Consider the following 25,830-nt stretch of genomic DNA (forward strand, 5'->3'; position numbering starts at 1 on the left):
CTTTTACCTGAAATGCGCGGATTGCGATAGCGGGGAAATCATGATCTGCCGCTCACAGGCGCGTGAACGCGGCGACCACCTCGACGTGGGAGGACCAGCGGAACTGATCCACCACCCGAACCCAATTCAGCCCATATCCGCCCGACACAAGGGGCTGCGCGTCCCGTGCAAAGGTGACGGGGTTGCAGGACACCATCGCGACGACCGGAACGCCCGATCCGATGATTTCGGCCACTTGCGCCTCGGCCCCGGCGCGCGGCGGGTCGATCACCACCGCGTCGAATTTCGCCAGCTCGTCCGACAAAAGCGGACGGCGGAACAGATCGCGGGTTTCGGTCGTGACCTGCTTCAACCCACTTGATGCCCGCCATCCGGCATCAAGCGCCTGCATCATCGCTGCTTCGCCTTCGACGGCGTGCACCTGCGCACCTTCCGCCAAGGGCAGCGCAAAGGTGCCGCAACCAGCAAAGAGGTCCACGACCTTGCCTGCGGTCCCGACGATTCTGCGCACTGCCGATACCAGCGCCGCCTCGCCCGCGCGGGTTGCCTGAAGGAAGGAACCCGGCGGCGGAACCACCCGGGCCTTGCCAAACTGCTGCTGCGGCGGGGTCATGGTGACGATGGGTTCGTCGCCCCAGACAAGCCGCGCAAACCCGACCTGGCGCGCGAAATCCGCAAGGGAAATCCGCAGTTCCGGCGTCAGGTCTTTGGTTGAAAAATCAAGATGCACATCCAGCCCGCCAAGGCTTTCGGTAACGGTCAGGGCAACCTCGCCCTTGCGCGATCCGACCAGCGCGGTCAGCCGTTCCAACGCCGGGATGGCCACCATCAGCGCAGGCGTCAAAAGCTGGCAATCCGGAACCTCGATCAAAAGATCAGAAGCGCGGGCGTGGAACCCGACCATGGCGCCTTTCTTGGTCCGGCGACCGGACAGCTTGGCTCGCCTGCGGGACCGGGGCGGCGAGGTATCGACGCCTTCGATCTGCGCCTCGATCCCATGCGCGGACAGCGCCCGGGCGACAATGCCGGCCTTCCAGCCTTCGACGAAACCGTCCGACGCGTGCTGCATCGCGCAACCGCCACAGGCCTTGTAGTGCCGACAGGGGGGCGAAACGCGATCCGGCGAGGGGGACAGAATACGCGGCACGCCATCGGCGCCGACTTCAACCGTTTCCCCCGGCAGGACACGCGGCAGGAACTGCCCGTCGTCCGTCCGTCCAAGCCCCGTGTGAGTTAGCCCGATTACCTGTGTCATGCATCGCCGTCCGTTCCGATGAACCCACCCGACTGCCGGTTCCAATAGCGGGCATAGGTCCCGCCCAGCGCCAGCAAGTCGTCATGGCTTCCTTGTTCGACGATCCGCCCGTTTTCAAGGACGATAATCCGGTCCATGTCGGAAATCGTGGACAGGCGGTGCGCGATGGCCAGCACGGTCTTGCCCTCCATCGCGCGTTGAAGCGCAGACTGGATCGCCGCTTCGACCTCGGAATCGAGCGCCGATGTCGCCTCGTCCAGAACAAGGATCGGTGCGTCTTTCAGCATGGCGCGGGCCAAGGCGATCCGCTGTCGCTGACCGCCAGACAGTTTCACTCCCCGCTCGCCAACAAAGGCGTCGTAGCCGGTTTGCCCCTTGTTGTCGCGCAGACCGGTGATGAACTCATGCGCCTCGGCCTTGCGGGCGGCGGCGATCATCTCCTCCTCGGACGCATCGGGCCGACCGTAGAGAATGTTCTCGCGGGCGGTCCGGTTGAACATCGCGGTTTCCTGCGTGACCATGCCGATGGCGGCGCGCAGGCTGGATTGGGTCACACCGCGCAAGTCTTGCCCATCAATCAGGACCCGCCCCTCTTCCGCATCGTAAAGACGCAGAAGCAGCGACACCAAGGTCGACTTCCCTGCGCCCGAGGCGCCAACGATCCCCAGTTTCTCGCCCGGCGCGATCCGAAGGGAAATGTCGCTGATCCCACCGGTGTCGCGCCCATAGCCAAAGCTGACGTTGTCGAACCTGATCTCTCCCCGTGTCACCGCCAGAGGCCTGGCATCCGGCGCATCGGTGAGCGCATAGGGCGGGGTCAGGGTGCGCATCCCGTCCTCTGCCTCGCCCAGATGGCTGTAGATTCCCATCAGCGTGAAGCTGACCCAGCCGGTCATCTGGCTGAGCCGGATAGATACCGCGCCGATCGCGGCAATATCGCCCGGCGTCACGCTGCCGGAGAAGCTCCAGACAAGGCCGAACCCGACCATCGTCACCGGCAGGATGCCCGCCAGCGTGATCAGGCCAAAGCGGAACAGGGTCGAAACCTCGCCAAAGTCCAGTGCCCGTTCCCACAGGGTTTCCATCGCGCTATGGGCGGCGTCCTCTTCATGCCGGTCCCCGGCGAACAGCTTGACCGTCTTGATATTGGTGATCGTGTCCACGACCTGCCCGGTGACCTGCGCCCGCGCCCCGGCCCGCGCCTTGGAACGCAGCCGGATACGCGGCAGGAAAAACCGAAGAAACCCCAAGTAGACCGCGAACCACAGACCCAGAACGACAAGCAACCGGGCATCAACAAACGCCACCAGAACCGCGGCCCCGATGACCGAGGCCAACGCAAAGAGAATTGCGTTGACCGTTTCGATCACCACCTCGGTCAGCGATGTCGCGGTCTGCATTTGCTTTTGCGCAAGCCGTCCGGCGAAATCATTGTCGAAGAAGGTGACAGACTGACCAAGCGTCCAGGAATGCAGGCGCGACAGGACCAGCCGAAAGATATTCGGCCCAAGCACGACCGACTGAAACGTTGCCGACAGCCCAAAGACGATGGGCCGGACCAATACCAGAAGAACAAGCGCCGAGATCAGAAGTGGCCCATATCCACCAAGCCCATCACCGGCAGAGGCGATATCGACCACCTTCCCTAGAAAGAACATGGCCAACACTTCGGTCGCCCCAGCAATGCCAGATACCAGCGCGGCAATCAGGATAACCCGCCAGCTGCCCCGAAGACACCAGTTGATAAAGGCGCGTAGGGTGCGGGGCGGCGCACCGATGGCGGGCTGGGGCGAAGGGATCAGCCCCCCGGCCCAGCGCAACCACGTCTTATAGGCTTCTCGCATTATTCCGCGGCCTCCGCCTCGTCGCCCAGGAACCCGCCCGACTGTCGCTGCCACAGACCCGCGTAGATTCCGCCGTGATCCAGAAGCGCGTCATGGCTGCCCTGTTCAACGATCCGGCCACGATCCATGACAACGATCCGGTCCATCTGGGCGATGGTGGACAGGCGGTGTGCAATTGCGATCACCGTCTTGCCCTGCATCATGCCGTATAGGGTCGATTGAATGGCCGCCTCCACTTCCGAATCCAGGGCCGAGGTTGCCTCGTCCAGCACAAGGATCGGCGCGTTCTTCAGCATCACCCGTGCAATCGCGATCCGTTGCCGCTGTCCGCCGGACAGCTTCACGCCCCTTTCGCCCACATAGGCCGAATAACCAGACCGGCCACCGGGATCCTCCAGCGACAGGATAAAGTCATGCGCCTCGGCCTTGCGGGCGGCCGCGAACATCTCTTCGTCGCTGGCAAGGGGGTTGCCATATAGAATGTTGTCCCGGATCGACCGATGAAGAAGCGAGCTGTCCTGTGTCACCACGCCAATGGCCTTGCGCAGGCTGTCCTGCGTGACCTGCGAAATATCCTGCCCGTCGATGCGGATCACCCCTCCCTCCGGATCACGGAACCGCAGCAACAGGTTGACCAGCGACGATTTCCCGGCCCCCGACCGGCCAACCAGACCAACCTTTTCGCCCGGCGCGATGTCCAGCGTGATCCCGTCGATCCCGCCAACACCCTTGCCATAGTGGTGCACAAGATTGTCAAAGCGGATCGCGCCATCCGTGACCGTCAGACGCGTGTCGGACTTATCCGTCACCGCATGGTCAACGGACACGGATTGAAGCGCCTCGCGCACTGTGCCTGCGTGTTCGAACAGGCGCACGGTGACCCACAGAATCCAGCCCGACATGCCGTTCAGCCGCACGGCCAGCGCGGTCACCGCCGCGACCTCGCCCACGGTGCTTTGCCCATTGGTCCAAAGCCAAACCGCCGCGCCGATCACCCCGACAAATAGGATCGCGTTGATTACGTTCAGGGCGAACGACAGTTCCGTCATCAGCCGCAGGAACCGGTGAAACCGCAGGCGCAGCCGCTTGAGCGCGTTGAGGACAAAGGCCTCTTCCTGTTCGCCATTGCTGAACAGCTTGACCGTTTCGATATTAGTATAGGCGTCCACGATCCGGCCATTGGCCAGCGACCGCGCATCGGACCATTTTTCCGATGCCTTCGACACGCGAACGGCCGTCCAATAAGTATAGCTGGCATAGGCCGTCAGCCAGATCACCAAGGGAACGGCGACGCGCCAGTCTATCCCTGACACAAGGATCACGGCGGTGACCGCATAGGACAGGGCATACCAGACCCCTTCGAACATCATGTACAAGCTGTCTTCGGTGGATTCCGACAGCTTCATCACCCGGTTCGACAAGCGTCCGGCAAAGTCGTTCTGGAAAAACCCGATCGACTGGCCCAGCATGTGTTTATGTGCCCGCCAACGGACCCGCTCCTGCATGTTTCCGGCAAGAGCCAGTTCAAGAAACGCGTGCTGGGCAAGGATCGCAGCGGGCCGCAGGAAGGTCAGCGCGAATGCGACGATCAGGATTTCCACCCTGTGGGTCGCCCAGAAATCGGCGGCGCCTGTCGCGTTCATCACGTCAACCAGCCGCCCGGCGTACCAGATCATCCCCGCCTCGAAGAGCGCGACAATCAGGCCTGTTAGCAACAGCCAGGGGACGATGCGCCGAAACGGGCGCATGGCTTCACGGTAGAAGGCCCACAACGTCGCGGGTGGCGTGCCGGAATCGCGTGCGGAAAAAGGATCGACTAGATTTTCAAAGAAGCGGAACATCGGAGGGGCCTTTCAAGCCACTGGAAATCACTATGGGTGAGGCGGTGTGTCTGCTGACCAGACCGCCCAAACGGGACCAGACTGATCAAATCAGACGTGGATCAATCCCGTTTCGCATAGTGCAATCCTCCGTTGTGCTACTTGTCCTTACCCCGGCAATTGCCGTCTGTCATCCGTTTTTATCGGAAGGTCAGCAATTCATCGCGGGTCATCCGGAACCCCGATGCGACCCAGCGGTCTTCCAGATCACGCAGCGCTGCGCCGAGTGCTGGCCCGGAGACACCCGGCATCAGGTCAGCGGCGGCGATAGGAAATCTCGCCTCTGACCCCATCCGAGCTTGTTCAAGTTCATCCTGCGTTGCAGTCCGGTTTTCCATCACGGCCCGCAAAAGCAGCGCGTCGGTCGCGGCCTCAACCCCGTGCCGATAGCCCAGTTCCGCAGGTCTTCCTCCGCTCTCAAGCGCGTTGCGCACCCGGTCGACCTCGCGAACTTCCGCCTTCGACAGCCGCAGACGGTCATCCGCATCCTCGCCCCCCAGCGCAACAAAGCGACGGATCAGGCCGGGGCAAAACCCGGCCTCCTCTTCCACATGGACCAGCACCGGGATCTGCGCAGCAGAGGCCCCGGGCAAAAGCCGCATCAACACCCCGCATCGGGCCATGGATGCAAGGGCCGGGCCCGGATCGGGTGCCTGCAGCAGCTTGCGGATTTCATGCCCGATCCGTTCGCGTGACAGGGTCTCGACCCCTTCCGCCAGCTCGGCACACGCGGCCAGACCATCAGGGTCCAGCCCCTCGGAAGGATCGCCATACCAGGCGTAGAACCGAAAAAACCGCAGAATCCGCAGATAATCCTCGCGGATGCGGTCGAACGGATCTCCGATGAACCGGATGCGGCGGGCCAGAAGGTCGGGCAACCCTCCAAGCGGATCGACCACCCGGCCATCCGGTCCGGCGTAAAGCGCGTTGATCGTCAGATCGCGCCGCGCGGCATCTTCTTCGATAGTGTCGGCAAAGGCGACGACAGCCCGCCTCCCGTCGGTCGCCACGTCCCGCCGATAGGTGGTGATTTCATAGGGGATGTGATCGACCACGACCGTCACGGTTCCGTGGTCAATGCCTGTGGGAACGGCCGTCAGCCCCTTGTCCTGCGCCAGCGAAAGCACCTGTTCCGGACGCGCGTTGGTGGAAATATCCAGATCGGCCACGGGTTCATCCAAAATCGCGTTGCGGACGCAGCCGCCAACGAACCACGCATCATATCCCGTGTCCGTCAGCATCGCACAAACCCGGCGCGCGCCGTCAGAGGTCAACCAATCCGCTTCGATCCGGAGGGCTTCTGTCATCGCGTCAACCTGTCCGCCAGACCCCGCAGGATGCGCGCGGTCGCGCCCCAGATATAATAGGGGCCAAATGGCGCGGTGAAATAGTACCGCTTCCGACCCTGCCAACGCCGACCTTCAACGCGAAAATTCATCGGGTCGGCAAGATGCGCGAACGGGACCCGAAACACCTCTTCAACCTCGCCAGCCTCTGGCCGGAAAGATGGCGCGCCGTGGACCAGTCCGACGATCGGCGTGACCGTAAAACTGGTCACCGTCTCATGGGTTGGCAGCGCACCCAAGACTTCGACCATGTCTCGCGACAGGCCAATCTCCTCTTCCGCCTCGCGCAGGGCGGTGTCCGCAAGGGTGGCATCGGTCGGGTCCTGCTTTCCTCCGGGAAAGGCGATCTGCCCGGGATGGTGTTTCAACCGGGCAGAGCGCTTGGTCAGAACGATGTCGTTCCCTTCAGCCATCACAGGGACAAGAACCGCCGCGGGGCGCAGCACCCGATTGGGCGGAAGGGCGACGTCGGGATTCAGATCGAAATCCGACGACGCGCCGTCGTTCCGGGTCAATGCGGCCAGAAGCCTGTCCCTGATCTCAGTTTCCGTCATCCGGGCCTTTCGTCGCCTCGAACCCAAGGGTGGTCGGGTCGAATTCGTAATGCGCGCCGCAAAACTGGCAATCGGCGGTCACGATACCATCGTCGGTGGTCATATGGGCAATGTCCTTGGCCGAATAGATCGACAGGCTTTCCCGAACGCGGTCCGCCGAACAGGAACATCCGAACTTGACCGGTTGGGCATCAAAGACCCTCGGCGCTTCCTCATGGAACAGCCGGACAAGCAGATCCGTCGGCTGCACCGTCGGTCCGATCAGCTCAAGATCCTCGACTGTATCCAAAAGCACGTTCGCCCGGGTCCAGCTTTCAGTCTCATCCGTGTTCAGCATATCTTCGGCCTGCAACAGCCCGTCTTCGCCGCTGCCCCCGTCCGAGGCGACAAAGGGCGATGCTTTGGGCATGTGCTGCAACATCACGCCACCGGCGCGCCAATGTTCCGCCTCGCCCGGCATCTGCGACCGCCCATAGGACAAGGAAAACCGGGTCGGAAGCTGTTCCGATTGCGCGAAATAGGTTTCCGCGCAGGCCAGAAGCGACCCGCCCGAAATCGGCGTGATCCCCTGATAGGGGGTCATGCCCTTGCCCTGGTCGATCAGGATCGCGAAATACCCCTTGCCGACCTGAGTGAACGGGTCCGCCCCCGGCTCCAGCCGATCCGCGTCAAAGCTGGCGTAGGCCCGGACGCGGGCGGCCGCGCCGTCTTCGGTGGGGCCGTAGTAATCGGTTGCGATCAAACGGATGGGCCCGTCACCGCGCACCTGCAGCGACAGCTTCCAACGCAGTTTTACCGTCTGCCCAATTAGCGCGGTCAGCAAAGCCATCTCAGCCACAAGCGCTTCGACTTCAGGCGGATAGTCATGTTGCGCAAGGATCTGATCCAGAACCCCATCAAGCCGGGCCACCCGGCCCCGAATGTCGGACCGGTCCAGTTGAAACGGCAGGACGGTGTCGTCCCAGGCGATCTGGCTGCCAAGGGTCATCGGCTCTTCCTTGTTGTGCGGGAGTGGAATACCGCGCCGATATAGGTCCGACAAGTCGCGGGTCCAAGGTCCATTTTCGAAAGAAAAGGGCAGAAGGTTGCCAAAGGTCAGGTATATTTGGCGAAATCCCGCGAATTGTGGCGACACCCGAGCATTAACCTAGATTCGCCGCAATTTGTCCTTTTTCTGGTGCCAAAGACCAAAGCAGCCACCTGCCAACCGAGACATTCGAGGATGCCATGACCGCTCGCAAAATGCTTTCCGCCGCCCTGTGCGCCACTCTTTCGCTGACCGCCCTAAGTACGGTCACCCTGTTCACGACCGCCGACACGGCCTTTGCTGCCGGCCGGGGAAACGGAAACGGGAATGGAAACTCCAACCGCGGCCGCGACCGGGATCGCACCAACCGTGGGTCCGAACAGCGTGGCAACAGCCAGAACACGGGCCGCCCCGAGAACCCCGGCGCAAACGGCAACGGCGCGATTGCCCGCGAACTGCGCAACCTGAACGCTATGTGCGCCAATGAAAATGCAATGGCGAACGCCAGCGCGAACAGCAACGTCGGCCGCATCAGCACCTTCTATGTCGCCAAAGCCGAAGCAGATACCGCCCGCGACGCCCTGTCGCCGGAACTGTCGGCGCTGAGCGATGAAGAACTTGCCGATCAGGTTGCCGTGATCGACGCCACGATCACGCAGAACACTGGTGCGATCACCGATCTTCAGGGCCAGCTGGCCGGGCTGGACCCGACCACCCAGCAGACCGAGATCGACGCGATCAACGGTCAGATTTCCACCCTGCAGCAGGCCAACCTGTCGCTTGAGGCCGACAAGACCGCAATCGACCAGTATCTGGTTCTTGCGGATGCAAAGAGCGTTGCGCTGAACGACGCCACTGGCGGCCGCGAGCTTTCGCCCGAAGCACTCGCAGTTTTTGAAGCCGGGTGCCAGAAGTAAGAACCGGCCCCTCCCGGGCTCATGAAGGGCAGGCGCACTCGTTGCGCCTGCCCTTTTGATTTGCGTGCGACTTGCCAACTTTTTCGCCGGATGCCATTCCGGTGGCCGGGAAATTCTGACGGAACCAATCATGATCCGAAGATACGGAGAGCCGGTTGTCGCAGGGCAAGATTATCGTATCCGGCCCGGTGTATACGTGATGCTGCCGCGCGGGGGCGACATTCTCTGCACCTTTCAGGCGGGACAGTTCAACGAATTCCAGCTTCCCGGTGGCGGGATCGACCCCGGCGAACACCCGATCCCGGCGCTTCATCGAGAGGTTCTGGAAGAAACCGGTTGGCGAATTGCCGAACCGTTGCGCGTCGGGGCCTACCGCCGGTTCTGTTACATGCCGGAATATGACAGATGGGCGGAAAAGCTGTGCCACATCTATCTGGCGCGCCCGGTCCTTCGCCTTGGTGATCCTGTCGAAAAGGATCACACGGCCGTCTGGCTACCGATCGCAGAGGCGGCGCACCTGATCGCCAGCCCGGGTGACCGCGCCTTTGTCAATGCCTTGACCCAATAGGAATGCGCGCCCGATTGGGCGCGCATCAATCCTGACCACCAAACCGATCAGTCGATCAGAGGTCGACCTTCGACGACATGTCCATAAAGGGTGGTCAAAAGGCTTGCACCGACCATCAGCGTAACCCAGGTCACCCCAAGGTTGAGGATCGCACCGATGATCGGAATCCCGGCCGAAACCAACGAAACCACAAGCGTCGCCACCACGTTGAGCGCCACGATGATAAGTGTTGTCTTGAAAATCGTTCCGGACAGGGCCGCGGTCGCTCTCCAACCTTCGCCGATCTTCATCGGCTTCCCGATCGCAGTCCCCGGAAGGACAATCGCGGTCCGGAACCAGATCCACGACAGAATTGCGCCAATGATTAGGCCCACGATGGCTCCGACCACCATCGCACCACCCATTCCGCCGCCGCCCATCGACACGCCCGCGCCCAAAAGCCCGATAACGAAAACCAGCGGGATGGAAACCAGACCAATAAGCAGGCCGATCAGGATCGACTTGCCAATGTAGCTCCAGATCGGGCGGCCCGAGATGGCAGGAACCGACGCGGGATATTCTTCCAGCAGAACATAGCGGTGCCAAGTCACGGCAATCCAGCCGAAGACGAATACATACACGACAATGATCAGGAGAAGGCCGAGATAAGCGCTGGCCGGGGGGGTCATCATCATCATCTGTGCCGGATCACCGCTACCCGACACCATGGACAAGGGCATCTTGAAGACGACTACCGCGATCAGGATCGCGGCAACCGCCACCAGGATCGGGACCAGTGACGCCTTGATCGCGTCCGACAGGTTCCCGAAAACCATTGAAAATGCGTGCTTAACAATTTGCCAACTCATGGTCAAAATCTCCACTAACCCAAAATTTCCCGAACAGTTGCATTGGCCCCTTTGCAGGTCAATCCGCTTTGCTTGCAGGCAGGTGAAAAAACCCGTATTTCGCCCCGGACTGTAAGACGAAGGAACGCGGAAATGTCTGCCCCCAAGAAAGTCGTGCTTGCCTATTCAGGCGGCCTTGATACCTCGATCATCCTCAAGTGGCTGCAAACCGAATACGGCTGTGAGGTTGTCACCTTTACCGCCGACCTTGGTCAGGGCGAGGAACTGGAGCCCGCACGCAAAAAGGCCGAGCTTCTGGGGATCAAGCCAGAGAACATCTACATCGAAGATGTGCGCGAGGAATTCGTGCGCGATTTCGTCTTCCCGATGTTCCGCGCCAATGCAGTCTATGAGGGGCTCTATCTACTCGGCACCTCTATCGCCCGTCCGCTGATTTCCAAGCGTCTGGTCGAAATCGCCCATGAAACCGGGGCAGATGCGGTCGCCCACGGCGCCACTGGCAAGGGCAACGATCAGGTTCGTTTCGAACTGTCTGCCTATGCGCTCGACCCGAATATCAAGGTCATCGCGCCCTGGCGGGAATGGGATTTGTCCTCGCGCACGAAGCTTCTGGCCTTTGCCGAGGAAAACCAGATTCCGATTGCCAAGGACAAACGCGGCGAGGCCCCGTTCAGCGTGGACGCCAACCTTCTGCACACCTCCTCCGAGGGGAAGGTTCTGGAAGATCCCGCCGAAATGGCACCCGATTACGTCTACCAGCGCACGGTCAGCCCCGAGGACGCGCCGGATTCGCCCGAGTATGTCGAGATCGGCTTTGAAAAAGGCGATGCGGTCTCCATCAACGGCGAGGCAATGTCGCCCGCCACGATCCTGACCAAGCTGAACGAACTCGGCGGCAAGCACGGCATCGGACGGCTGGATTTCGTCGAAAACCGATTTGTCGGCATGAAATCCCGCGGTATCTATGAAACCCCGGGCGGCACGGTCCTGCTCGAGGCCCATCGCGGCATCGAACAGATCACGCTGGACAGCGGCGCGGGCCACCTCAAGGACAGCCTGATGCCCCGCTATGCCGAGCTGATCTACAACGGTTTCTGGTTCTCGCCGGAACGGGAAATGCTGCAGGCGGCCATCGACAAGAGCCAGGAACACGTGACCGGCACGGTTCGCCTGAAGCTCTACAAGGGTTCGGTGAACTGCGTTGGCCGCTGGTCCGACCACTCGCTCTACTCAGAGGCGCATGTGACCTTTGAAGACGACGCCGGTGCCTACGATCAGAAAGACGCCGCCGGCTTCATCCAGCTGAACGCGCTGCGGCTAAAGCTGCTCGCCGCGCGGAACAACCGGCTGAAGTAATGGCCTTGGAACGGCGCCCGGTTGACCGAGGGTCGCTTCGGGCGCTGTTCCGCCTCAAGGTGCTGGAGAACCAGCAACCCCTTGTTGCACCTAATGAAATCACCATCGCGCAGCAGGCCTATGAACCGGCCTCTGCCGTTTGGGGGCTTTGGGATGGGGAGACGGCTGTCGGGTTGCTTGCGATGATCGACATGTCCAGATACCCCGACCCGGAAGAAGCCGACGACCGCAAGTCTGCCTATATCTGGCGGCTGATGATCGGGGCGGATTATCAGGGCAAAGGCTATGGCCGCGCGGCGATTGCCGAGGCAGAAGTCGTCGCTCGGGAGTGGGGATTGTCCCGCCTGTCGTTGTCATTCGTGGACGTGGAGGACGGTGCCGAGGGGTTCTACCTAAGGAACGGGTTTGTTCGCACCGGGCATCTGATCGACGGCGAGGTGCAGATGGTGAAGATCCTGTCGGACACGTAACCCCTTGATCACATGGACAATGTATGACGATTGACGACATATTTTCGATGATGCAAGCGGGCGCGTCGAAAGTCACTTTCGAAGACCGGCTCAAGTTTGACTGTGGGGATGATGGCGTCATCCTGCTGTCGCAAGAGGGCGTCAGTCGCGTTGACACGGACGCGGATTGTACCATCAGGATCAGCGCCGATAATTTGGGTAAGCTATTGACTGGAAAGCTTAACCCGATGACCGGACTGGCCCTCGGCAAGCTCAGGATCAGCGGCAACCCCGCCGTTGCGATGAAGCTGGCGAGCCTGCTTAAAGGGTGATCTTTTCCGCGGCGAGGGCTTCGTAATACGGTAGGGCCGCTGCGGCGAGGCGCGCGGCCTCTCCGGACAGGGTGGGAAGCGGGCCTTCCGCCCCGGCGAAACCCGTGGATTTGTGGATCGCGCCATACCAGTGGCTGGCCCAGATGCCGTCCTCAGTGCGGCCACCGGCAGGCCAGTGCAGCGCAGCGGGATTCCAATCCAAACCTATGGTTTCACACAGTTTTTTCAGCATTCCTTCGGGGTTGTCGCGGATGTCGGAACTGTCGATCACCAGGCCAGGGAACCGTTTGAACAGCTCCAGATGTTGACGGTAGCCAATATCATCAAGGGTCGGGTTTTCCCGCTTGGCCGCATAGGAGGCGATCACGCGGGCGGGGTGCCGGATCAGGTGCACATTCACGCAGTCCCCCGCCCAATCGAGCGGGAATCCATCGATCATGTGAAGCGGCATGTGCTTCATATACCAGTGTTTTTTCCCGTTCGGCACCGGACCAGCGCAGCGTGCGGCGACCTTTGCCGGATCGCTTTCATGGGTCGCGATGATCTTGTCCCGCATGGGGTGGTCAAGGCCCGTCGCCGCCAGATAGGGCGCATAGAACGGTTCGTCCCAGATGGCGAAATCATCGCGGGCGCCGAAGGAATACATCATTGCGGTCGACAGGTTTCGCGGCCCGCTCCACATCGCGATTTTCATGCTCTGCCTCCGAAGTTGTCCCGGTTTGTACAATTACGACAGGTGGCAATGCCCGGTTTGTACATCGCCTAACGCCCTGCATCCGCCGCGACGAGCGCCTTGTAGAGGTCGCGGATGCGGCGCGTCATCGGTCCCATTTCGCCCGTGCCGATCTGGCGGCCGTCGATTTCGCCAACCGGCGTTTGCGCCCCAAAGGTGCCGGTCAGGAACGCCTCGTCCGCGCCATATGTATCGACAAGGCTGTAGTTGCGTTCGAACACCGGGATACCTTCTGCCCGACACACGTCGATCACCTTTTGCCGGGTAATCCCGTTCATGCAGTAGTCGCCGGTGCTGGTCCAAACCGCGCCCTTGCGCACGATGAAGAAGTTGCAGGCGTTGGTCGTGTTCACGAAGCCATGCACATCCAGCATCAGGGCCTCGTCTGCGCCCGCCTTTTCGGCGGCGATACAGGCAAGGATGCAGTTCAGTTTTGAATGGCTGTTGAGTTTCGGATCCTGCGTCATGGGAAGGCCCCTGATATGCGGCACCGTGGCAAGCCGGATCGGACGCGGAATCGACGGTTTGGAATGTTCCATGATGATCGTCACGGTCGGCCCCTGACGCGACAGCGAAGGGTGCTGGAAGGGACGCGTCTTGACCCCTCGTGTCACCATCAGCCGCGCATGGGCGTCGGTGGTCATGCCGTTGGCCTTTTGCGTCTCTAACAAGGCGGAAATGACCTGGTCCCGCGTCATTCCGATATCAAGGTCGATGGCCTTTGCCGCCTCGAACAGCCGGTCCATATGTTCGCCAAGAAAGGCCCAGTGTCCGTCATAGAGGCGCAGCCCTTCCCACACCCCATCGCCCAGCATGAAACCACTGTCATAGACGCTGACCATTGCCTGCGCCTTGGGCACGATCGTGCCGTTGAGATAGATCAGGATGCTGTCATTACGGGCGTCTTCCGCCGCCTGGTGCGTTGTTACATGATCGGTCATCGGGCCCTCCGTTTCGGCGCAGGCTAGGGCGGCGCCGGAAATGTTCCAAGGGGTAAAGAGCGCGTGAACTCACGCGGGGGTGAGTGGACAGTGTGGGCCGCCTTCGCCAGCGTGACCGCAAAGGAGAGCCCCATGTTTATCAAGATTGAAACGTTCAAAACGGCCGCGCTGGCGGTTGCGATTTTTGTCGGTGCCGCGCTGACGTCCCAGCCCGCGCAGGCCCGCGATATCCAGCGCATGGCCGTGGCGGGTGGCTGTTTCTGGTGTGTCGAGTCCGATTTCGAATCTGTGCGCGGCGTGCGCGAGGTGGTGTCGGGCTATACCGGCGGCACGCTGGCCAACCCAACCTATGACGATGTGAAGACCCAGCGCACCGGCCATTACGAGGCGGTCGAGATCACCTATGACGCGGATCAGATCAGCTATCGCCAATTGCTGGACCTGTTTCTGCGGTCCGTTGACCCGACCGACGCGGGTGGTCAGTTCTGTGACCGGGGTAGCAGCTATCGCACAGCGATTTTCGTCTCTACACAGGCGCAAGAGGCCGCGGCGCGGGCCGCGATCGCCGATGCGCAATCGGCCCTTGGCCAGCGGATCGTGACCCCGATCCTTGCCGCCGCGCCGTTTTACGAGGCGGAGGCCTATCACCAGAACTATTACCGTGGGACGTCCGTGGTTCTGACCCGGCGCGGGCCGAAGACACAGGCGAATGCCTATGCGTTTTATCGCGAGGCCTGTGGCCGGGATCAGCGGGTTCGCCAGCTTTGGGGGGATGCCGCACCCTTTGCGCGCCACTAAGGCCGGAAGGCGCGGACCTCTTCCAGGGTCGGGATCACGTCAGAGGTGCCGTGCCGGGTGACCATCAGCGCCCCGGCACGGGACGCCAGTGACAGCGCATCGGCCATGCCCTGCCCCAGATCGAGCCCGGCGAGGACGTAGCCGGTGAAGGTGTCCCCTGCGCCAGTGGTATCGACGGGCGTGACCGGAACCGGGGCAATCTCGACCGGGCCTTCTGCGCCGAACCATGTCGCCCCATCACCGCCACGGGTGACGATCACATCGGCGACCGGAAGGTCCGACGGGGCCTGACCGGTTGCCGCCTGAAGCTGTCGCGCCTCGACATCGTTGAGGATCAGGAAATCCAAAAGCGGCAGCACATCCTGAACGGCCCGGGCCGAAAACGGAGCGGCAGCATAGGCGATCCGAAGGCCGCGTTCCTTGCCCAGCGCTAGGGTTTCGGTCTGAAGCGTGGTTTCGTTCTGGGCGACGAGCCAATCATCCGGGCGCGCATGGGAAAGCGCCGCCTGCACACGGTGAAACGGTATCGCGAAATTGGCGCCGTGGTGCAGAATGATGGCGTTTTCACCCTGCGGATCGACCATGATGATTGCCTGCGCGGTTTCCACGTCGATCACCGCGATATCCTTGGTCCCGACGCCGTAGTCCCGCAGCCGGTCAATCGCCCAGCGCCCGTCTTCGCCCACCGCACCGATATGCCGGACAGTGGCCCCGGCCCGCGCGGCGGCGACGGACATATTCGCGCCCTTGCCACCTAGATACAGCTTGCGCCCGGTTGACCCCAGCGTTTCGCCCGGTTCCGGGATATGCGGCACGGAATAGACGAAATCCGCGTTGATAGAGCCGAGATTCCAGACCGTCATCAGCCCACCTTGGACGCGGCAAGCGCGGCCATATTGACGATGTCGTTGACGGTGGAGACGGTCGAACAGATCTGGATCGGTTTTTCCACACCGGCAAGGATCGGGCCGATCACGGTGGCCCCGGCCATTTCCTGCATCAGCTTGACCGAGATCGAGGCCGAGTGCCGTGCGGGCACGACCAGCACGTTCGCCGGACCGGTCAGGCGCGAGAACGGATAATATTCCTGCGCTTTCGGGTTCAGCGCCACGTCGACGGTCATTTCGCCTTCGTACTCGAAATCCACGTTACGGCTGTCCAGAACCTTTGGAGCGCGGTGCATCTTCTCCGCCCGTTCAGACACCGGGTAGCCGAAGGTCGAGAATGACAGGAAGGCCACGCGCGGCTCAAGCCCGAAGTCGCGGGCGACGGCGGCAGAGCGGACCGCGATATCGGCCAGATCATTTTCGTCCGGCCATTCGTGCACAAGCGTGTCCGAGATCAGCACGATCCGCCCGTTGTGCAGCACGGCAGAAACCCCGACCGCGCCCGAGGTGATATCGGCGTCGAAAACGTGGTTGATCAGTTCCAGAACATGGGCGGATTTCCGGGTAGCACCGGTCACCATGCCGTCGCCATGCCCGTGCGCCAGCATCAGGGCCGAGAATACGTGCCGGTCCCGCGCGGCAAGCCGGTGAATATCGGTTCGGTCAAAGCCTTTGCGCTGGAGCCGGTCGTACAGGAAGCTTTTGTAGCTATCGAGATGCGCGGTGTTGGCGGCGTTGACCACCTCGATCTCGGACACGGCATCGGCCAGACCTTCGGCGGTCAGCTTCTCGCGCACGTCGCTGTCACGCCCCACGACCAGCGCCTTGCCCAGACCGGACCGCTGATATTGCACGGCGGCACGCAGAACGCGGGGATCGTCGCCTTCGGCAAAGATCATCGTGGCCTGCGCGGCGCGGGCGCGGGCATGGATGCCGCGCAGGATATGCGCCGTCGGGTCCATGCGGGATTTCAGCGAAAGTGTATAGCCTTCCATGTCGATGATCGGGCGGCGGGCTACGCCGGTTTCCATCCCGGCCTTGGCTACGGCAGGCGGGATCACGTGGATCAGTCGCGGATCGAAGGGGGTCGGGATGATATAGTCGCGACCGAAGGTCAGCTTGCGCCCATAGGCCATGGCGACCTCGTCCGGCACGTCCTGCCGGGCCAGTTCGGCAAGCGCCTCCGCACAGGCGATTTTCATCTCGTCGTTGATCGCGCGGGCGTGGATATCGAGCGCACCGCGGAACAGGTAGGGAAAGCCGAGCACGTTGTTGACCTGGTTCGGATAGTCAGACCGGCCGGTGGCGACGATGGCATCCTCGCGGACCTCATGCGCCTCTTCCGGGGTGATCTCCGGGTCGGGGTTGGCCATGGCGAAAATGACAGGGTTCGGCGCCATCGAGGCGACCATATCGGGCGTGACTGCCCCCTTTGCCGACACGCCAAGGAAGACGTCGGCATCTTTCATCGCCTCTTCCAGGGTGCGGGCGTCGGTCACGGCGGCATGAGCCGATTTCCATTGGTTCATGCCCTCGGTCCGGCCCTGATAGATCACGCCCTTGGTGTCGCACATGATACAATTGTCATGGCGCGCGCCCATTGCCTTGACCAGTTCAAGACAGGCGATCCCGGCGGCCCCGGCCCCGTTCAACACGATCTTGCAGTCTTCGATCTTCTTGCCGGACAGGTGCAGCGCGTTGATCAGCCCCGCCGCGCAGATGACCGCCGTGCCGTGCTGGTCATCGTGGAAGACGGGGATGTCCATCATCTCTTTCAGGCGGCTTTCGATGATGAAGCATTCCGGTGCCTTGATGTCTTCGAGGTTGATGCCGCCGAAGGTGGGGCCCATCAGCTTGATCGCGTTGATGATCTCTTCGGGGTCTTCGGTATCCAGTTCGATGTCGATCGAGTTGACGTCGGCGAAGCGTTTGAACAGGACCGACTTACCCTCCATCACCGGCTTGGAGCCGAGCGCGCCAAGGTTGCCAAGGCCCAGAACGGCGGTCCCGTTCGAGATGACCGCAACAAGGTTGCCCTTGTTGGTGTAGTCATAGGCGAGTTCGGGATTTGCCGCGATATCCTCGCAAGGCACGGCGACACCGGGGGAATAGGCCAGCGACAGGTCGCGCTGGGTGGTCATCGGCACGGTCGCCTTCACCTCCCATTTGCCGGGGGTGGGTTCCATGTGGAACCGAAGCGCCTCTTCGCGCGTGTGCTTTACCTTGGCCATGCCTGTCTTTCCTCCGAAACCGTCCTTTCGGCATAACTGCACGACATTCAGCCCGCAATGGTCAGCTTTTCGGCTTTCGTCGCTAACATCGGCTGGTTAGGTTCTGCCGAAACACGTCCACGGGGGATATCATGGCAGCTGCCGGCGTTACGCCGATGATGGCGCAATATCTGGAGATCAAGGAGAACCATCCCGGGTCGCTCCTGTTCTATCGGATGGGCGATTTCTACGAGATGTTCTTTGACGATGCGGTGGCGGCCGCCGAGGCGTTGGATATCGCGCTGACCAAGCGCGGTCAGCATCTGGGCGAGGACATCCCGATGTGCGGCGTGCCGGTTCATGCCGCCGAGAATTACCTGCTGACCCTGATCCGCAAGGGGTTCCGCGTGGCCGTCTGTGAACAGATGGAAGACCCGGCCGAGGCGAAAAAGCGCGGATCGAAATCGGTGGTGCGGCGCGACGTGGTGCGGCTGGTTACGCCCGGCACGCTGACCGAGGATTCCCTGCTGGACGCGCGGCGACACAACTTCCTTGCGGCCTTCGCCAAGGTCCGTGATGCGGCGGCACTGGCCTGGGTGGATATTTCCACGGGCGCGTTTTCGGTCATGGCCTGCACCGAAACCCGTCTGGGTCCGGAACTGGCCCGGCTTGCGCCGAAAGAGGTGGTGCTGCCCGAAGGATCAGACCCGGTTTTGGCAGGAATAGTGTCTGATTCCGGCACATCCCTGACGGAACTGGGCCGCGCGGCTTTTGACAGCACGAATGGCGAGGCGCGGCTGTGCGATCTCTACCGCGTCGCCTCTCTGGACGCGTTTGGCAGCTTTGGCCGGGCCGAGGTCGCGGCCATGTCGGCGGTGGTGAACTATCTGGAGATCACCCAGAAAGGGAACCTGCCCTTGTTGCGCCCGCCGGTTCTGGAGGGGCAGCGCGCGGCGATGCAGATCGACGCGGCGACCCGCAAATCGCTGGAACTGACCCATGCGCTGGGTGGCGGCCGGGCCGGATCGTTGCTTTCGGTGGTGGATCGGACGGTGTCGGCCGCCGGTGCGCGGTTGTTGGAGCGGCGATTGTCCAGCCCCGCCTGTGATCTTGCCACGATTCAGGCGCGTCAGGACGCCGTCGCGGTGTTTCACGATGCCCCGCGCCTGACCGAAGACCTGCGAAGCTACCTGCGTGGGGTGCATGACGTGGACCGCGCTCTTTCGCGCCTATCGCTGGACCGGGCGGGGCCGCGTGACATGACCGCGATCCGCAATTCACTGGAACAGGCAGAGCGGATTTCCGGCGTACTGGACGGTGTCGACCTGCCCGCGCTTCTGTCTACGGCCTGGAGCGACCTGACCGGGCATGACGCACTGCTGGATTTGCTGGAACAGGCGCTGGTGGCGGAACCGCCGCTTTTGATTCGGGATGGCGGATTCATCGCGCCGGGATACGACGCCGATCTGGACGAGGCACGAACCCTGCGGGACGAGGGGCGCGGTGTGATCGCGAAAATGCAGGCCGACTATGCAGAGTTGTCCGGCATTTCGTCGCTGAAGATCAAGCACAACAACGTGTTGGGCTATTTCATCGAAACCACCGCGACCCACGCGGACAAGATGATGAAGCCGCCCCTGTCCGAGACCTTTATCCATCGGCAGACCACGGCCAATCAGGTGCGGTTCACCACCGTCGAGCTGAGCGAGATCGAAACCAAGATCCTGAATGCTGGCGGGCGGGCGCTCGAGATTGAAAAGCGGCTCTATTCAAGCCTGAGAGGCGCGATTTTGGATCGCGCGCCACAGGTCGGCGCCCTTGCCCGCGCCCTTGCCGAATTCGATCTTGCGACTGCGCTCGCCACCCTTGCCCGGGGCGAGGACTGGACGCGCCCCCGGATCGACGACAGCCGCGCCTTTGAAATTTCGGGCGGTCGGCACCCTGTCGTCGAACAGGCGCTGCGTAAATCCGGTGAGAGTTTCGTTGCCAACGACTGTGACCTAAGCGGGCCATCCATCTGGCTGCTGACCGGGCCGAACATGGCCGGTAAGTCGACTTTCCTGCGGCAGAACGCGTTGATTGCGATCCTTGCGCAAATGGGCAGCTATGTTCCTGCGAAAGAGGCGCATATCGGGATTGTCAGCCAGATTTTCAGCCGGGTCGGTGCCTCGGATGATCTTGCCAGCGGACGGTCGACCTTCATGGTCGAGATGGTCGAAACCGCCGCGATCCTAAATCAGGCGGATGACCGGGCACTGGTGATCTTGGATGAAATCGGGCGCGGCACGGCAACCTATGACGGGCTGTCGATTGCATGGGCCACATTGGAACATCTGCACGACGTGAACCGGTGCCGGGCGCTGTTCGCAACCCATTACCACGAGATGGCCGGGCTGGCAGACAAATTGGACGGCGCCGCGAACGCCACTGTCACGGTCAAGGAGTGGGAGGGCGAGGTCGTCTTTCTTCACGAGGTGAAGAAGGGAACCGCCGACCGATCCTACGGGGTGCAGGTTGCCCGACTGGCCGGATTGCCGCCGATGGTCGTGGAACGGGCGCGGGTTGTATTGGAGGCCCTGGAAAAGGGGGAACGCGAGGGCGGACAGGCGCGGGAATCGCTGATCGACGATTTGCCGCTATTTTCGGCAACCCCCGCCCCCAAACCGGCCGCCCCGGCCAAGGAAAGCGTGGTTGAAGAGCGGCTGAAAGAGGTGCTTCCCGATGCGCTGACGCCACGGGAAGCCCTGAACCTGATCTACGAGCTGAAGGGCCTGATCTAGCTTGCCGGCATCGACGACACGCCAACCTGCGCCGGGCGCAGAAGGCGGTCGTGCAGCAGGAAGCCGGTGGTCGAGACGTCGATGATCTCGCCCGCTTTGGTGCCAGGAACCGGCGCTTCGAACATGGCCTGATGCATCTGCGGATCAAACTTGTCGCCCGGTTCAGGGCGGATCGGCTCGATCCCGTGCTTCTTGAACACGTTCACCAGCTCTCGCATGGTCAGTTCCACGCCTTCCAGCAGGGCCTTGTCGCCCTCTTTACCGTCTTCGGTCGCCATGCGAAGGGCGCGTTCAAGGTTGTCATAGACCGGCAGCAGATCGCGGGCGAGCTTGGACCCGCCATAGTTCTCGGCCTCGCGCCGGTCCCGCTCGGCCCGTTTGCGGGTGTTTTCCGCATCGGCCAGCGCCCGCATGAAACGATCCTTGAAATCGTCCCGTTCGGCGCGCAGCGTTTCCAGCTCTGCGTTTTGCTCTACCTCTGCCGCGTCCATCTCGTCGCCTTCGGCGGCCAGTTCTTCAAGCGATTTCGGTTCGGCGTTCTGCTCTGCCATTTTGTCTTCCCTTCACGACCGGTCGGAGAGCATCCGCCCGATCAACTGTGCTGTGTAATCCACGATCGGAACGACCCGCCCATAATTGAGTCGCGTCGGACCGATGACGCCAACGGCGCCAATAATCTTTCGGTCGGCGTTCATATAAGGAGAAACGACCAGAGAGGAACCCGAAAGTGAAAAAAGCTTGTTCTCTGAGCCGATAAAAATGCGCACACCTTCGCCGCCTTCGGTCAGTTCAAGGAATTCGGCGATGTCCCGCTTGCGTTCAAGGTCGTCAAACAGCGCGCGGATGCGTTCTAGGTCTTCGCCGGATTCGTCGGACGACAAGAGGTTGCCACGGCCCCGGACAATCAGACGTTCGGTCGGTTCGCCCTCATTGGTCCAGACTGCCGCGCCGCTTTCGACAAGATCGCGGGCAAGCGTGTCGATCTCCTGCCGGCGGCTGGCGATTTCGCGTTGAATCACGCGCCCCAGCTCGGACAGCGTGTGCCCCTCAACGATGGAATTCAGGAAATTCGCCGCCTCACGCATGGAGGACGGGGTCTGCCCCGGTGGCGGGGTGAAGATACGGTTTTCCACATGCCCATCGCCAAAGACCAGAACCACAAGCGCCCGGTCCGGCCCCAGCGACACGAATTCGACGTGGCGGATTGGCGCCTCGTGCTTGGGCGTCAGGACAAGGCTGGCGCCATGGGTCACGCCGGACAGGGCCGACCCTACCCGGTCCAGAAGCGTGCCGACGTCGGATTCATTTGTGCCAAGCGTCTCTTCGATCTTGCTGCGGTCGTCGTTGTTGGGCGAGGACACCTCGAGCAAACCATCGACAAACAGGCGCAGGCCCGACTGCGTCGGCACCCGCCCGGCGGAAATATGCGGGCTGCCCAGAAGACCAAGAAATTCCAGATCCTGCATGACATTGCGGATCGTCGCGGCGCTGACCTTTTCCGACATGCTGCGCGTCAGTGTCCGGGACCCTACCGGCGCCCCGGTTTCAAGATAGCCTTCGACCACCCGACGAAACACTTCGAGCGACCGTTCGTTCATCTCGTCAAACAGCGGGTTCTTCGACATCTTCCCAATGTCCCTGACTAAGGCGCGCCAATTAAAACCGTGGGTCCCGGAACGTCAATCGGGGTTGGATTTCGGGTCCGCGCGGCGTATCCCCCCGAATATAGGAACAGGAGACCGAATATGCGCCCGTCTGGCCGGAAAATTGATGAAATGCGCCCCGTGTCGATCGAAATCGACGTGACCAAGCACGCCGAGGGGTCTTGCCTGATCCGTATGGGGGACACCCATGTGCTGTGCACGGCCAGCGTGGATGAAAAAGTGCCGCCGTTCATGCGCAATTCCGGCCTTGGCTGGGTCACTGCGGAATACGGGATGCTGCCCCGCGCAACCACCACCCGCAACCGGCGCGAGGCCGCGGCTGGCAAGCAATCCGGCCGGACGCAGGAAATTCAGCGGCTGATCGGCCGGTCGCTGCGGGCCGGGGTGGACCGCGTTGCCCTGGGCGAGCGCCAGATCGTTGTCGATTGCGATGTGATTCAAGCCGATGGCGGCACCCGCTGCGCCTCGATCACCGGCGGTTGGGTCGCCCTGCGCCTTGCGGTGAACAAGCTGATGAAGGCGGGCACGATCACCACCGACCCGCTGGGCGATCCGGTTTCGGCCATTTCGTGCGGTATCTATGCGGGACAGGCGGTGATGGATCTGGACTATCCCGAGGACAGCGAAGCCGGGGTCGACGGCAACTTCGTCATGACCGGTGGCAAGTTGATCGAGGTGCAGATGTCTGCAGAAGGCGCGACCTTCAGCCGGGAACAGATGGACGCGCTGATGGATCTGGCGATGGCTGGCGGCGAACAATTGGCGGCGGCCCAGCTGGCGGCGGTGAAATGACCCGCCGGTTCGACGCGCCCGAACTGCTGATCGCGACGCATAATCGCGGCAAGCTGGAGGAGATCGCCGATCTTCTTGCGCCCTATGGCGTTAAGGTGTCGTCGAACGCCGATCACGGGCTGCCCGAACCGGAGGAAACCGAAGCCACATTTGTCGGAAACGCCCGGATCAAGGCCCGCGCGGCGATGACGGCCACCGGCCTTCCCGCGCTTGCCGACGATTCCGGGATCGAGGTTGAGGCGCTGGGAAATGCGCCGGGAGTCTACACCGCCGATTGGGCCGAAACGCCGAATGGCCGCGATTTCAACATGGCGATGACCCGCACCTGGACTGAGTTGGAGGCGGTGAACGCCGCTGAACCCCGCCGCGCCCGGTTCTGTTGCACGCTTGTTCTGATTTGGCCGGATGGACATGAAGAGGTGTTCGAAGGCGCAATGCCGGGCCGGATCGTCTGGCCGATGCGCGGGGATCAGGGCCACGGATACGACGCGATCTTTCAGCCCGACGGTTATGACCAAACCTTTGGCGAAATGGATCGTTGGGAAAAGAACCGGATCAGCCATAGGGCCGATGCCTTTGCCAAGCTGGTAAAGGGTTGCTTTGCCTGAGGATTGGGAAAACGGGGGCTTTGGCCTCTATATCCACTGGCCGTTTTGCCAGTCAAAATGCCCCTATTGCGACTTCAACAGCCACGTCGCGGCCAGCATCGACCAGAAACGCTGGGCCGCGGCCTACCTGAGCGAGATTGACAGGGTCGGCGCGCTGACGCCGGACCGCGTTTTGCGGTCTGTCTTCTTTGGCGGCGGCACGCCCAGTTTGATGGAGCCAGAGATCGTCGGCGCCATCCTGGATCGGGTTCGCGCGACATGGCCGACGACCAATAGCATCGAGATCACGCTGGAGGCGAACCCGACTTCGGTCGAGGCGGGGCGCTTTGCCGGATATCGCGACGCGGGGGTCAACCGGGTGTCGATGGGCATTCAAGCGTTGAATGATCCGGATTTGCGCGCCCTTGGCCGCCTTCATACGGTCAAAGAGGCCTATCAGGCCTTCGACATCGCCAGAGGTGCCTTTGACCGGGTGAGTTTCGACCTGATCTATGCCCGTCAGGGGCAAGCGCTGGATGCCTGGCGGACAGAACTGCGCGAGGCGCTGTCAAAAGCCGTCGATCACCTGTCGCTGTATCAACTGACCATCGAGGAGGGCACCGCCTTTGGCGACAGATACGCCGCCGGGAAGCTGCGGAACCTGCCCGATGACGATCTTGCCGCGGATATGTACGAGGCGACGCAGGACATCTGCGGCGAGATGGGTTTTCCGGTCTATGAAGTGTCTAATCACGCCAAACCCGGATCTGAATCGATCCACAACCTGATCTATTGGCGCTACGGGGATTACGCCGGAATCGGCCCCGGCGCACATGGGCGCCTGACCTTCGGCGGGCGGCGCTTTGCCACCACAACCCCGCTTGCCCCCGGCGCCTGGCTAGACCGGGTAGAGAAGACCGGAACCGGCGCCCTGCCCGACGAAGGGCTGGACCGTCAGGATGAAGCGACCGAGTTTTTGCTGATGGGGCTGCGCCTGACCGATGGGGTGTCGTTGGACCGGCTTTCCGCCCTCGCGGGCGATCGGTTTGCGCCGCGCATTGCCGCCCTCACCGACATGGGATTGCTGGAACAACGCCACGGCCACCTTCAGACCACCGATGCGGGGCGGCCCGTGCTGAATGCGGTCCTTCGAGAGCTTTTGTCGGACTAACCCCCGGACAGAAGCCGAAGCAGATCATCCAGTTGTTCCAATGACTTATAGCGCAGCGTCAGCTTGCCGCTTTCCTGCCCTTCGGCGTGGTCGATGCTGACGTCCATCTTAAGCGTCGCGCCAAGTTCCTTTTCGATCTGGATCGTATCTGGATCTTTGCGGGCCGGTCCGCTGGACCGGTTTTGCGCAGGACGCTTCGACGTTGGGGCCTTGACCAGCTTTTCGACCTCGCGCACCGACAGGCCTTCAGCAATCACCTTCCGCGCCAGCGCCTCTGCGTCGTCCCGCCCGATCAGCGCACGGGCGTGCCCGGCGCTCATCCGGCCTTCGACGACATGGGTCTGAACGGCCTGCGGCAGCGTCAGAAGGCGCATCAGGTTGGTAATATGGCTGCGGCTTTTGCCAAGGGCCGAGGCAAGCTGTTCCTGCGTGTGGCCAAATCGATCAATCAGCTGGCGATAGCCTGCTGCTTCGTCAATCGGGTTCAGATCGGCGCGCTGGATGTTTTCGACAATGGCAACTTCCAGAACCTCGGAATCCGTAAATTCCCGAACGATTACAGGGACTTCATGCCGTTTGGCGATTTGCGACGCGCGCCAGCGGCGTTCGCCCGCGACGATTTCGAACAGCGCGGGATCTTTCGGATCCGTCCGCACGATCAGTGGCTGGATCACGCCCTTTTCGCGGATCGACGCGGCCAGTTCTTCCAGCGCATCCTGGTTGAAACTGCGCCGGGGCTGGTCCGGGTTTGGCCGGATCCGGTCGACCGGCACCATCTGGTCGGGCTTCGCGGGGGCGGCCGGGTTGGCATCACTGGTGGCGGTCACATCGGACATCAGCGCGGACAGACCGCGCCCAAGGCCGCGATTCCGGTTCGTTTTCTCGGCCATC

The 25,830-nt window shown here is 62.0% G+C and carries 24 protein-coding genes; 10 read left to right on the forward strand and 14 right to left on the reverse strand.

What is annotated here, in order from left to right; all coding sequences use genetic code 11:
* Positions 1 to 52 precede the first annotated feature (52 nt).
* The 6 genes from U3648_RS03210 to hslO form a co-directional block, all read right to left on the reverse strand.
* A complete protein-coding gene (locus U3648_RS03210; RefSeq protein ID WP_420857802.1) occupies positions 53 to 1,255 on the reverse strand; it encodes a class I SAM-dependent RNA methyltransferase in 1,203 nt (400 codons plus the stop codon).
* Entirely contained in the window at positions 1,252 to 3,099 is a 1,848-nt protein-coding gene (locus U3648_RS03215; protein WP_420857803.1) for an ABC transporter ATP-binding protein, read from the reverse strand. Before U3648_RS03215 ends, U3648_RS03210 begins: the two co-directional genes overlap by 4 nt.
* Positions 3,099 to 4,940 carry an ABC transporter ATP-binding protein gene (locus tag U3648_RS03220; protein WP_420857804.1) on the reverse strand — a complete coding sequence of 614 codons (1,842 nt, stop codon included), beginning with the start codon at positions 4,938 to 4,940 and terminating at the stop codon, positions 3,099 to 3,101. The genes U3648_RS03215 and U3648_RS03220 overlap by 1 nt, the downstream gene beginning before the upstream one ends.
* A gap of 179 nt (positions 4,941 to 5,119) precedes the next feature.
* Positions 5,120 to 6,286 carry a CCA tRNA nucleotidyltransferase gene (locus U3648_RS03225; protein ID WP_420857805.1) on the reverse strand — a complete coding sequence of 389 codons (1,167 nt, stop codon included), beginning with the start codon at positions 6,284 to 6,286 and terminating at the stop codon, positions 5,120 to 5,122.
* Complete coding sequence (locus tag U3648_RS03230) at positions 6,283 to 6,879, reverse strand: CoA pyrophosphatase (RefSeq protein ID WP_420857806.1); 597 nt, start codon at positions 6,877 to 6,879, stop codon at positions 6,283 to 6,285. Before U3648_RS03230 ends, U3648_RS03225 begins: the two co-directional genes overlap by 4 nt.
* The gene (gene hslO / locus U3648_RS03235) at positions 6,866 to 7,867 is read right to left on the reverse strand and encodes an Hsp33 family molecular chaperone HslO (protein ID WP_420857807.1); all 1,002 of its coding nucleotides are present in this window, start codon (positions 7,865 to 7,867) and stop codon (positions 6,866 to 6,868) included. Before hslO ends, U3648_RS03230 begins: the two co-directional genes overlap by 14 nt.
* A gap of 239 nt (positions 7,868 to 8,106) precedes the next feature.
* Between hslO and U3648_RS03240 the strand changes: the two genes are divergently transcribed.
* Together U3648_RS03240 and U3648_RS03245 are read left to right on the forward strand one after the other, a co-directional pair.
* Positions 8,107 to 8,823 carry a hypothetical protein gene (locus tag U3648_RS03240; RefSeq protein ID WP_420857808.1) on the forward strand — a complete coding sequence of 239 codons (717 nt, stop codon included), beginning with the start codon at positions 8,107 to 8,109 and terminating at the stop codon, positions 8,821 to 8,823.
* A 130-nt stretch (positions 8,824 to 8,953) separates the two neighbouring features.
* Positions 8,954 to 9,391, forward strand: a complete 438-nt coding sequence (locus U3648_RS03245) for an NUDIX hydrolase (protein ID WP_420857809.1) — start codon at positions 8,954 to 8,956, stop codon at positions 9,389 to 9,391.
* Positions 9,392 to 9,438: 47 nt separating this feature from the next.
* On the opposite strand, the gene U3648_RS03250 is transcribed toward U3648_RS03245, so the two are convergent.
* On the reverse strand, positions 9,439 to 10,206 hold the full coding sequence (locus tag U3648_RS03250) for a hypothetical protein (protein ID WP_420857810.1): 768 nt from the start codon (positions 10,204 to 10,206) through the stop codon (positions 9,439 to 9,441).
* 165 nt (positions 10,207 to 10,371) lie between these two features.
* Between U3648_RS03250 and U3648_RS03255 the strand changes: the two genes are divergently transcribed.
* Genes U3648_RS03255 through U3648_RS03265 form a run of 3 tightly spaced genes read left to right on the forward strand, consistent with a single transcriptional unit; the run spans position 10,372 to position 12,376 of the window.
* Complete coding sequence (locus U3648_RS03255) at positions 10,372 to 11,595, forward strand: argininosuccinate synthase (protein WP_420857811.1); 1,224 nt, start codon at positions 10,372 to 10,374, stop codon at positions 11,593 to 11,595.
* Positions 11,595 to 12,065, forward strand: coding sequence for a GNAT family N-acetyltransferase (locus tag U3648_RS03260; RefSeq protein WP_420857812.1), 471 nt, complete (start codon positions 11,595 to 11,597; stop codon positions 12,063 to 12,065). The genes U3648_RS03255 and U3648_RS03260 overlap by 1 nt, the downstream gene beginning before the upstream one ends.
* A 23-nt stretch (positions 12,066 to 12,088) precedes the next feature.
* A complete protein-coding gene (locus U3648_RS03265) occupies positions 12,089 to 12,376 on the forward strand; it encodes an SCP2 sterol-binding domain-containing protein (RefSeq protein ID WP_420857813.1) in 288 nt (95 codons plus the stop codon).
* On the opposite strand, the gene U3648_RS03270 is transcribed toward U3648_RS03265, so the two are convergent.
* Together U3648_RS03270 and U3648_RS03275 are read right to left on the reverse strand one after the other, a co-directional pair.
* Positions 12,366 to 13,070: a sulfotransferase-like domain-containing protein gene (locus U3648_RS03270; protein WP_420857814.1), complete on the reverse strand. Its 705-nt coding sequence runs from the start codon at positions 13,068 to 13,070 to the stop codon at positions 12,366 to 12,368. The two genes, U3648_RS03265 and U3648_RS03270, sit on opposite strands and share 11 nt — an antisense overlap.
* Positions 13,071 to 13,138: 68 nt before the next feature.
* Positions 13,139 to 14,050 carry a D-amino acid aminotransferase gene (locus tag U3648_RS03275; RefSeq protein ID WP_420857815.1) on the reverse strand — a complete coding sequence of 304 codons (912 nt, stop codon included), beginning with the start codon at positions 14,048 to 14,050 and terminating at the stop codon, positions 13,139 to 13,141.
* Between the two features lie 132 nt (positions 14,051 to 14,182).
* Here U3648_RS03275 and msrA point away from each other — a divergent pair, with 132 nt between their 5' ends.
* Positions 14,183 to 14,848, forward strand: coding sequence for a peptide-methionine (S)-S-oxide reductase MsrA (gene msrA, locus U3648_RS03280; RefSeq protein ID WP_420857816.1), 666 nt, complete (start codon positions 14,183 to 14,185; stop codon positions 14,846 to 14,848).
* Here msrA and U3648_RS03285 read toward each other — a convergent pair.
* Positions 14,845 to 15,711, reverse strand: coding sequence for a ribokinase (locus U3648_RS03285; RefSeq protein WP_420857817.1), 867 nt, complete (start codon positions 15,709 to 15,711; stop codon positions 14,845 to 14,847). The genes msrA and U3648_RS03285 overlap by 4 nt on opposite strands.
* Positions 15,711 to 17,966, reverse strand: a complete 2,256-nt coding sequence (locus U3648_RS03290) for an NADP-dependent malic enzyme (protein ID WP_420857818.1) — start codon at positions 17,964 to 17,966, stop codon at positions 15,711 to 15,713. The genes U3648_RS03285 and U3648_RS03290 overlap by 1 nt, the downstream gene beginning before the upstream one ends.
* Positions 17,967 to 18,097: 131 nt before the next feature.
* On the opposite strand from U3648_RS03290, the gene mutS reads away from it, so the two are divergent.
* Positions 18,098 to 20,725, forward strand: coding sequence for a DNA mismatch repair protein MutS (gene mutS, locus U3648_RS03295; RefSeq protein WP_420857819.1), 2,628 nt, complete (start codon positions 18,098 to 18,100; stop codon positions 20,723 to 20,725).
* On the opposite strand, the gene U3648_RS03300 is transcribed toward mutS, so the two are convergent.
* Both U3648_RS03300 and hrcA read right to left on the reverse strand, forming a co-directional pair.
* Positions 20,722 to 21,276, reverse strand: a complete 555-nt coding sequence (locus U3648_RS03300) for a nucleotide exchange factor GrpE (RefSeq protein ID WP_420857820.1) — start codon at positions 21,274 to 21,276, stop codon at positions 20,722 to 20,724. The genes mutS and U3648_RS03300 overlap by 4 nt on opposite strands.
* A 12-nt stretch (positions 21,277 to 21,288) precedes the next feature.
* Entirely contained in the window at positions 21,289 to 22,350 is a 1,062-nt protein-coding gene (gene hrcA / locus U3648_RS03305; RefSeq protein WP_420857821.1) for a heat-inducible transcriptional repressor HrcA, read from the reverse strand.
* Positions 22,351 to 22,470: 120 nt separating this feature from the next.
* On the opposite strand from hrcA, the gene rph reads away from it, so the two are divergent.
* The 3 genes from rph to hemW are packed head-to-tail and all read left to right on the forward strand — an operon-like array spanning position 22,471 to position 24,939.
* Complete coding sequence (gene rph / locus U3648_RS03310) at positions 22,471 to 23,181, forward strand: ribonuclease PH (RefSeq protein WP_420857822.1); 711 nt, start codon at positions 22,471 to 22,473, stop codon at positions 23,179 to 23,181.
* Entirely contained in the window at positions 23,178 to 23,789 is a 612-nt protein-coding gene (gene rdgB / locus U3648_RS03315) for an RdgB/HAM1 family non-canonical purine NTP pyrophosphatase (RefSeq protein ID WP_420857823.1), read from the forward strand. Before rph ends, rdgB begins: the two co-directional genes overlap by 4 nt.
* Complete coding sequence (gene hemW / locus U3648_RS03320; protein ID WP_420857824.1) at positions 23,782 to 24,939, forward strand: radical SAM family heme chaperone HemW; 1,158 nt, start codon at positions 23,782 to 23,784, stop codon at positions 24,937 to 24,939. Before rdgB ends, hemW begins: the two co-directional genes overlap by 8 nt.
* Here hemW and U3648_RS03325 read toward each other — a convergent pair.
* Entirely contained in the window at positions 24,936 to 25,829 is an 894-nt protein-coding gene (locus U3648_RS03325; protein WP_420857825.1) for a ParB/RepB/Spo0J family partition protein, read from the reverse strand. The genes hemW and U3648_RS03325 overlap by 4 nt on opposite strands.
* Position 25,830 lies beyond the last annotated feature (1 nt).

It is taken from the genome of Marivivens marinus, from assembly GCF_035969385.1.
Taxonomy (GTDB): Bacteria; Pseudomonadota; Alphaproteobacteria; order Rhodobacterales; family Rhodobacteraceae; genus SELP01.

Bases quoted from the DNA above. Each gene is read 5' to 3' on its own strand.
- U3648_RS03210 (WP_420857802.1), bottom strand. From the start codon at position 1,255: ATGACACAGGTAATCGGGCTAACTCACACGGGGCTTGGACGGACGGAC.
- U3648_RS03215 (WP_420857803.1), bottom strand. From the start codon at position 3,099: ATGCGAGAAGCCTATAAGACGTGGTTGCGCTGGGCCGGGGGGCTGATC.
- U3648_RS03220 (WP_420857804.1), bottom strand. From the start codon at position 4,940: ATGTTCCGCTTCTTTGAAAATCTAGTCGATCCTTTTTCCGCACGCGAT.
- U3648_RS03225 (WP_420857805.1), bottom strand. From the start codon at position 6,286: ATGACAGAAGCCCTCCGGATCGAAGCGGATTGGTTGACCTCTGACGGC.
- U3648_RS03230 (WP_420857806.1), bottom strand. From the start codon at position 6,879: ATGACGGAAACTGAGATCAGGGACAGGCTTCTGGCCGCATTGACCCGG.
- hslO (WP_420857807.1), bottom strand. From the start codon at position 7,867: ATGACCCTTGGCAGCCAGATCGCCTGGGACGACACCGTCCTGCCGTTT.
- U3648_RS03240 (WP_420857808.1), top strand. From the start codon at position 8,107: ATGACCGCTCGCAAAATGCTTTCCGCCGCCCTGTGCGCCACTCTTTCG.
- U3648_RS03245 (WP_420857809.1), top strand. From the start codon at position 8,954: ATGATCCGAAGATACGGAGAGCCGGTTGTCGCAGGGCAAGATTATCGT.
- U3648_RS03250 (WP_420857810.1), bottom strand. From the start codon at position 10,206: ATGGTTTTCGGGAACCTGTCGGACGCGATCAAGGCGTCACTGGTCCCG.
- U3648_RS03255 (WP_420857811.1), top strand. From the start codon at position 10,372: ATGTCTGCCCCCAAGAAAGTCGTGCTTGCCTATTCAGGCGGCCTTGAT.
- U3648_RS03260 (WP_420857812.1), top strand. From the start codon at position 11,595: ATGGCCTTGGAACGGCGCCCGGTTGACCGAGGGTCGCTTCGGGCGCTG.
- U3648_RS03265 (WP_420857813.1), top strand. From the start codon at position 12,089: ATGACGATTGACGACATATTTTCGATGATGCAAGCGGGCGCGTCGAAA.
- U3648_RS03270 (WP_420857814.1), bottom strand. From the start codon at position 13,070: ATGAAAATCGCGATGTGGAGCGGGCCGCGAAACCTGTCGACCGCAATG.
- U3648_RS03275 (WP_420857815.1), bottom strand. From the start codon at position 14,050: ATGACCGATCATGTAACAACGCACCAGGCGGCGGAAGACGCCCGTAAT.
- msrA (WP_420857816.1), top strand. From the start codon at position 14,183: ATGTTTATCAAGATTGAAACGTTCAAAACGGCCGCGCTGGCGGTTGCG.
- U3648_RS03285 (WP_420857817.1), bottom strand. From the start codon at position 15,711: ATGACGGTCTGGAATCTCGGCTCTATCAACGCGGATTTCGTCTATTCC.
- U3648_RS03290 (WP_420857818.1), bottom strand. From the start codon at position 17,966: ATGGCCAAGGTAAAGCACACGCGCGAAGAGGCGCTTCGGTTCCACATG.
- mutS (WP_420857819.1), top strand. From the start codon at position 18,098: ATGGCAGCTGCCGGCGTTACGCCGATGATGGCGCAATATCTGGAGATC.
- U3648_RS03300 (WP_420857820.1), bottom strand. From the start codon at position 21,276: ATGGCAGAGCAGAACGCCGAACCGAAATCGCTTGAAGAACTGGCCGCC.
- hrcA (WP_420857821.1), bottom strand. From the start codon at position 22,350: ATGTCGAAGAACCCGCTGTTTGACGAGATGAACGAACGGTCGCTCGAA.
- rph (WP_420857822.1), top strand. From the start codon at position 22,471: ATGCGCCCGTCTGGCCGGAAAATTGATGAAATGCGCCCCGTGTCGATC.
- rdgB (WP_420857823.1), top strand. From the start codon at position 23,178: ATGACCCGCCGGTTCGACGCGCCCGAACTGCTGATCGCGACGCATAAT.
- U3648_RS03325 (WP_420857825.1), bottom strand. From the start codon at position 25,829: ATGGCCGAGAAAACGAACCGGAATCGCGGCCTTGGGCGCGGTCTGTCC.